A 6,541-nucleotide genomic window follows, 5' to 3' on the forward strand; every position below is an offset into this window, starting at 1 on the left:
GTGCAGAGGGACTCGGGATAGCCGAGGTGGTCGGACATGGCGAGCCTGATGCGCTTGCGTGCCTCGTCGGTGCCCGACGCCTCGGCCACGGCCCGCAGCCCGCCCTCGGCTCTCGGCACCCGGAACAGCGAGTCTGCCGAGCCGGGCCGGTAGGAGCCGGCCAGTTGGGGCGGCACGAACGCCTGGTAGTGGTTGCCGTGGACGAGCAGGCCGTCAGTCGGGTACATCCAGCCGACCGCTCCCGGCGTGGTCTCCAGGTCGATCGCGAAGCCTTCGCGGTGGGTGACGAGCGCGTTGCTGGCGATGTGGGCCCGCGACTTGGTCAGCGCCTCCAGTGCGGTGTTGAGGTTGTCGCTGTCGAGCACCCTGCGCCTGATCAGCGTCTGCGGCACGCCCACCGAGTCGTCGAAGCGCCCGCCCAGCCCGTTGGCGTTGAGCGCGATGCCCGCCGAGTTGGCCCCCTGCCGCCCGACCTGCCCCGCCTCCACATGCATGATCACCGAGGGCTTGCCCGGCTGGACCACCCTGAGCACCATCAGCGTGCCGGACACCCCGTCGCGCCAGTCCCAGTTCTGGCCCGCGTAGACGTGGCCGTCGCCGGCGGCTTCCCCCATCAGCGCGAACGACGTGCACCCGTCGGGCTCCATGGAGCTGAACGTGGTGTCGTAGATGATCTCGCCTCGCGCGTTGAGCGCCAGCACGTCGAGGAAGTCCACCCCGGCGCCCTCGGCGATGCCCTCCATCTCCTCGACCAGGTCGGGCGCGAACGCCTTGGCAGGCTCCACCCACCGGGCCGCGCGCTGCACGACCTGCTCCCAGGTCAGGCCGCTGGAGTGCCCGAACGCCTCCGCGTAGTAGGTCAGCGCACGCTGGACGCGGTCACGGGCCTGCTCGCCGTACTGGCGTCCCCGCTCGCGCGGAGCGCCGGAGATCTCGACGAGGGGCAGGGAAGTGAGGCTCAATGGTGCTCCTTGGGCCGACCGGGCCTGTAACGTTCATTTCAGGAGGCGGCGAGTCTGTAGCGGTCGTTTCCAAGAGAGAGTAATGAACGCTACAGGGGAGTCAATAGCCGTAATGGAAAATACACACGGCCCGGTCGAGCAGCTCAGGGCCAAGGTCAGGCAGTTGTGGGACGAGCTGTCGCCGGCCGAGCGGGCGGTGTGCCAGTTCCTCGTCTCCGCCACACCTGAGCAGATCCTGTTCGCCAGCGCGCAGGAGCTCGGCGCCGCGACCGGCACCAGCAACGCCACCGTCGTGCGCACGATGCAGCGGCTCGGCTTCGGCGGGCTGCCGGGGCTGAAACGTGCGCTGGCGGCCGAGTTCACCTCCGCGGTGGCTCCCGACGTACGCCTCAAGCAACGCATCAGCCATGTCGGGCAGGACCTGTCGGGCATCTGGGAACGGGTCTTCGACGAGGCCCGCGAGCGCATCGACCACTGCCGGCGGCTGTTCGACGAAGAGCCGTTCAAGAAGGCGGTCGAGCTGCTGGTCAACGCGCCGGGCGTGCTCGTCTTCGGCACCGGCGCCTCCGACCCCGCCGCCCGCCACCTGTCGCTCAAGCTGGGCCGCCGCGGCCACCGTGCCCGCGCCACCTCGGCGACCGGCTTCGCGCTGGCCGACGACCTGCTCGCGCTGGGCCACGGCGACGTGCTGGTCATCTTCCAGCCGGGCCGCCGGCTGAAGGAGATCACCGTACTGATCGACCGGGCCCACGCGGTGGGCGCGGGCGTCGTCCTCATCTCCGACGAGCTCGGGGGCGAGTTCGCCGACCGTGTGGACGCCGCGCTCGCCGCGCCGCACACGCCCACGGGCATCACCGGCGAGCCTCTGACCGGCATCATCCTCGGCGACGCGCTGCTGCTGGCGCTCGACTCCCTCGACCAGACCCGCTCGGTCGAGCACTCCCACCAGCTGAGTGCAATACGCGAGCAACTGCTCGGCCCCCGTTTCCGCTAACCTCACCTCGTCACTCCCGCTGTCTCGGAAGGTTTCGTCGTGATCGGCTGGCTAGAAGCGGTGGTGCTGGGGCTGCTCCAGGGGCTCACGGAGTTCCTGCCGATCTCCTCCAGCGCCCACATCCGTGTGGTCTCCGCTTTCGCCGGCTGGCAGGACCCCGGAGCGGCGTTCACCGCGGTCATCCAGCTCGGCACGGAGACCGCCGTGCTGATCTATTTCCGCCAGGAGATCTGGGAGATCGTCTCCACCTGGACCCGCTCCCTGTTCGTCAAGGAGCTGCGCGGCCACTGGGCGGCCCGCATGGGGTGGTACATCATCGCCGGCTCGCTGCCCATCGGCATCCTCGGCCTGCTGCTGAAAGACCAGATCGAGACGGTCTTCCGCGACCTGCGGCTGGTCGGCACCACGCTCATCGTCTTCGCCTGCATCCTGTGGCTGGCCGACCGCACGGCCCGCAACAAGCTCACGCTGGAGAAGCACCTGAGCCTGCCCCACGCCCTCGTCTACGGCTGCGCCCAAGCGCTCGCCCTGATCCCCGGCGTGTCCCGCTCCGGCGGCACCGTCACCGCGGGCCTGCTGCTCGACTACCGCCGCGAGGACGCCGCGAAATATTCGTTCCTGCTGGCGATCCCCGCCGTCCTGGCCTCCGGCCTGTACGAACTGCGCGAGATCGGCGAGGGCCCCGCGCCCGCGTGGGGGCCCACCATCCTGGCCACGGTCATCTCGTTCGTCGTGGGCTATCTGGCGGTGGCCTGGTTCCTCAGGTACATCAGCACCCACCGCTTCACCCCGTTCGTGATCTACCGGATCATCCTGGGGTTCTTCGTCATCCTGGCGGTCACGCTGGGCTGGATCCCGGCGAACGGCTGAAGGTGCGGGGGAAGCGGCTGCACAGGGCGAAGACGGCGGCGAACAACGTCCAGGCGGCGACGTACGCGACCGGGTGGGCCCAGGCGTCGCCGAGGAGGTCGGCCAGCGCGGTGCGGCCCTCGAAATAGCAGGCCAGGCCGCCGATCGCCCCCGGGATCGCGCCCCACCAGCGCGGCCACCACACCTCGTTGGAGACCACCCCGTAGATGACGACGGCGATCGGGCCGCCGAGCACGAACTTCGTCCCCGGCGGGTCCGACATCAGGGCGGCGATCACCATGACCGCCACCGCCGTACCGGCCGTCAGCAGGACGAGGGCGCCGAAGGGCGCGGGCTCGTCGCGCGGATCGACGTCGGGCGGCTCGTCGGCGCTGGGATCGTCGGCGCTGAGATCGTCGGCGGGTCGATCGACGTCGCCGAGATCGTCGGGCCGATCGTCGTCGCGCGGCGGAGGGCCGTCGGCGGGGACGTGCTCTTCGCGGGAGTCTTTGTCGTCAGGCACGGCGACCATTCTGGCCGAAACCGGCCGCGAGCGGCGGCCCTGGTTGAATGGCGTCATGGCGGGAGAACGGGGCAGGCGTCCGGGTAACCCGCGGACCAGGGAGTTGATCCTGTCGAAGGCGATCACGTCGTTCGTGTCCAGGGGCTACCCGGGCACGACGATCAGGGGCGTGGCCCGCGAGGCGGCCGTCGACCCCGCGCTGGTGATGCACTTCTTCGGCAGCAAGGACGGCCTGTTCGACGCGGCGATCAAGAAGAGCCTGCCGGTCGCGCTGCTGGTCGAGGCCGTCGAGGGCGACGAGGAGCACCTCGCCGAGCGGCTCGTCACGCGCTACCTCCACCTGTGGGAGGACCCGTCGTACGGCCCCACGTTCGCGGCCGTGCTGCACGCGGCGGCGGCCACCCCCGCCGCGGCCGACCTGCTGAAGGACCTGATGCGCAAGGAACTGCTGACCCCGCTCGCCGGAAGCCTGTCACGCGACCATCCAGAGATCCGCGGGCTGTTCGCGGCCTCGCAGATGATCGGCGTGGCGATGATGCGCTACGTCCTCAAGGTCGACCCGCTCGCCTCGATGCCCGTCCACCTGGTGGCGCGCACGGTGACGCCGGGCATCCAGCGCTACCTGACGGGCGCGCTCTCCCTGGAGGAGATCGCGGGGGCCGCCTCGGGCCGATAGGTGACCAGCGTGAACAGCAGGGCCGCCAGCCCCAGCCCGGTGGACAACACGATCACGCCCGTCCTGCCCCACCCGCCGAGTGCCGCGCCGCCCGCCAGGCCGGCCACGAACAATCCGAGATACTGCGCCGACGACAGCAGGCCCAGCCCGACGGAGACGTTGTCCGGCACCGCGGCGACGGTCCTGAACTGCTGGGCGGGCGCGAGCAGCCAGCCGAGCGCGCTCCACAGGAACGCCCACACCAGCGCGACGGGCAGCGCCAGGTTCGCGACGGGGATCAGGGCCAGGAACGCGGTGCCCGCGACCAGGGCGATCAGGATCATGCGGCGTGGGCCGTACACGTCGGTGAACCGCCCGCCGAGCTGGTTGCCGACGACGGCGCCGAGCCCCCACGCCCACAACACGGCCGCCAGCGGCAGGTCGAACAGCGACCCGAGGTAGGTGTAGGCGGCGAAGCTCGCGGCGAACATCAGCACGTGCGTGCCCAGCACCGCCAGCACCCGCCGGTCGCCCAGCGGCACGAACCGGTCCTTCAGCCGCCCTGAGATCGGGATGGTGACGTCGGGCACCAGCGCGGCCACCCCGGCGAACCCGGCGACTCCGAGCCCGGTGACCAGCCAGAGCGTGGCCCGCCAGCTCGCGGCGTCGCCCAGCCAGGTGCCGAGCGGCACGCCGATCGCGGACGCCAGGCTCATCCCGCCGATCACCAGCGCCAGCGCACGGCCGCGACGCTCGGGAGCGCTCAGCGCGCTCGCCACGGCCGACGCGGTGGGCGTGAACATGGCGGCGCCGGCTGCGGCGAGCACCCGGGTGGCCATGACCAGCGGGTACGTCGGCGCCAGCGCGGTCAGCGCGTTGCCCAGCACGAACACGCCCATCCCCGTCAGCAGCAACGTCCTGCGGGGCATGCGCGCGGTCACGGCGGCGAGCGGGGGCGACAACACCGCGTACGTCAGCGCGAACACGGTCATGAGCTGACCGGCCGCCGCCGGTGAGACGTCGAGGTCGGTCGAGATGGGCGGCAACAGGCCGGCCGTGACGAACATGCCCGTACCGATCGCGAAATTTCCGGCAGCCAGCGGGTAGAGCCGTGTGCTCAAAAGACCCTCCAGAGGAACAGTTGGACGCACATCAAACTGTCGCATTGTTTGGTGGTTGTCAAACAATGCGACAGGGTACGATGGCTCCATGCGTCTGCTCCCGCACCCGGCGACGGAGGACATCGAGCTCACCGAGGTCCTGCGGGCGCTCGCCGACCCGATCCGGCTGAAGATCGTCGCCCGGCTGGCCACAGTGGGCGAGATGACGTGCGGAGAGGCCACCGACCACCTCGGCGTGCACAAGTCGACGGCCTCACACCACCACCGGGCGCTCAGGGAGGCCGGAGTCGTCTACACCAAGCAGGAAGGGCGGCTGAAATACATCAGCCTGCGCCGCTACGACCTCGACGCCCGCTTCCCCGGCCTGCTCGACTCCGTCATCACCGCGTCCGGCGACCACCCGGCCGACGCCACATCCGGCCCGCGCCCACCCGACGCCACATCCGGCGACCACCAGGCCGTCGCCGCGTCCGGTGAGCGCGGCCGGGATTGACCCGCTCGCCATGACCAGGCCTGACCTGCCCATCCGTCACGTCCTGCCCGAACTGCTCGGCACGCTCGACCGGCACGGCACCGCCGTGCTCACCGCCCCGCCCGGCACCGGCAAGACGACGGTCGTGCCCTTGGCCCTGGCCGAGGCCGGGATGCGGGTGCTGGTGGCCGAGCCGCGGCGCCTGGCCGTACGCGCGGCCGCCCGCCGCATGGGCGTGAACTACACGATCCGCGGCGAACGCCGAACGGGAGCGAATCCCCTGGTCGAGGTCGTCACCACCGGCGTGCTCCTCCAGCGCCTCCAGCGGGACCAGGAACTGCCCGGCGTGGACGCGGTCATGCTCGACGAGTGCCACGAGCGCCACCTGGACGCCGACACCGCGCTCGCGTTCCTCCTCGACGTACGCGACACGCTCCGGCCCGACCTGCGGTTGCTGGCCACGTCCGCCACCGCCGACGCGGGGCCGTGGTCGCGGCTGCTGGGCGGGCCCGTCGTCGCGGCCACCGGCGCCACGCACCCGGTCGAGACGGTGTGGGCGCCGCCGCCGGGCCCGGTCACCCCGCCACACGGCCTGCGCGTCGATCCCGCGCTGCTGTCCCACGTGGCCGCGACGGTGCGGCGGGCGCTCGCGGAGCGGGACGGCGACGTCCTGTGCTTCCTGCCCGGCGTGGGCGAGATCGCGAGGGTCGCGGGGCTGCTGGCGGGTGCCGGCGTGGAGGTGTCGCAGGTCCACGGCCAGGCTCCGGCCCGGGTCCAGGACGCCGTGTTGTCGCCCGGCGCGGCCCGCAGGGTGGTGCTGGCCACGTCGGTCGCCGAGTCGAGCCTGACCGTCCCCGGCGTCCGGGTGGTGGTCGACTCGGGGCTGGCCCGCGAACCACGCACCGACCACGCCCGCGGCCTCGGCGCGCTCACCACGGTCAGGGTGTCGAAGGCGTCGGCGGACC

8 protein-coding genes are annotated in these 6,541 nt (G+C 71.5%); 5 read left to right on the forward strand and 3 right to left on the reverse strand.

From position 1 onward, the window contains the following. The coding region (locus GUY59_RS45355) for a C45 family autoproteolytic acyltransferase/hydolase (protein WP_138208478.1) at positions 1-962 on the reverse strand (962 nt) is incomplete at its 3' end. 112 nt (positions 963-1,074) lie between these two features. Between GUY59_RS45355 and GUY59_RS45360 the strand changes: the two genes are divergently transcribed. Next, positions 1,075-1,956: a MurR/RpiR family transcriptional regulator gene (locus GUY59_RS45360; protein WP_201762120.1), complete on the forward strand. Its 882-nt coding sequence runs from the start codon at positions 1,075-1,077 to the stop codon at positions 1,954-1,956. A gap of 39 nt (positions 1,957-1,995) precedes the next feature. Continuing rightward, complete coding sequence (locus tag GUY59_RS45365) at positions 1,996-2,826, forward strand: undecaprenyl-diphosphate phosphatase (protein WP_132333903.1); 831 nt, start codon at positions 1,996-1,998, stop codon at positions 2,824-2,826. Here the strand turns inward: GUY59_RS45365 and GUY59_RS45370 are convergent. Then, positions 2,795-3,328 (reverse strand): hypothetical protein, encoded by a 534-nt coding sequence (locus GUY59_RS45370; RefSeq protein WP_161715072.1) that lies wholly within the window; start codon positions 3,326-3,328, stop codon positions 2,795-2,797. The two genes, GUY59_RS45365 and GUY59_RS45370, sit on opposite strands and share 32 nt — an antisense overlap. 55 nt (positions 3,329-3,383) lie before the next feature. Between GUY59_RS45370 and GUY59_RS45375 the strand changes: the two genes are divergently transcribed. Further along, positions 3,384-4,004 carry a TetR/AcrR family transcriptional regulator gene (locus GUY59_RS45375; protein WP_161715073.1) on the forward strand — a complete coding sequence of 207 codons (621 nt, stop codon included), beginning with the start codon at positions 3,384-3,386 and terminating at the stop codon, positions 4,002-4,004. Here GUY59_RS45375 and GUY59_RS45380 read toward each other — a convergent pair. Continuing rightward, positions 3,947-5,104, reverse strand: coding sequence for an MFS transporter (locus GUY59_RS45380; protein ID WP_161715074.1), 1,158 nt, complete (start codon positions 5,102-5,104; stop codon positions 3,947-3,949). The two genes, GUY59_RS45375 and GUY59_RS45380, sit on opposite strands and share 58 nt — an antisense overlap. 88 nt (positions 5,105-5,192) lie before the next feature. On the opposite strand from GUY59_RS45380, the gene GUY59_RS45385 reads away from it, so the two are divergent. Both GUY59_RS45385 and GUY59_RS45390 read left to right on the forward strand, forming a co-directional pair. Next, on the forward strand, positions 5,193-5,597 hold the full coding sequence (locus GUY59_RS45385; protein WP_138208483.1) for an ArsR/SmtB family transcription factor: 405 nt from the start codon (positions 5,193-5,195) through the stop codon (positions 5,595-5,597). Between the two features lie 10 nt (positions 5,598-5,607). Continuing rightward, positions 5,608-6,541: helicase-related protein (locus tag GUY59_RS45390; protein WP_269129096.1), on the forward strand; the 934-nt coding region annotated here is incomplete at its 3' end.

Source organism: Nonomuraea sp. K271 (genome assembly GCF_009908215.1).
Lineage (GTDB): Bacteria > Actinomycetota > Actinomycetes > Streptosporangiales > Streptosporangiaceae > Nonomuraea > Nonomuraea longispora.

Excerpts from the sequence above, each read along its gene's own strand:
- GUY59_RS45360 (WP_201762120.1), top strand. The coding sequence starts at position 1,075 with ATGGAAAATACACACGGCCCGGTCGAGCAGCTCAGGGCCAAGGTCAGG.
- GUY59_RS45375 (WP_161715073.1), top strand. The coding sequence starts at position 3,384 with ATGGCGGGAGAACGGGGCAGGCGTCCGGGTAACCCGCGGACCAGGGAG.
- GUY59_RS45385 (WP_138208483.1), top strand. The coding sequence starts at position 5,193 with ATGCGTCTGCTCCCGCACCCGGCGACGGAGGACATCGAGCTCACCGAG.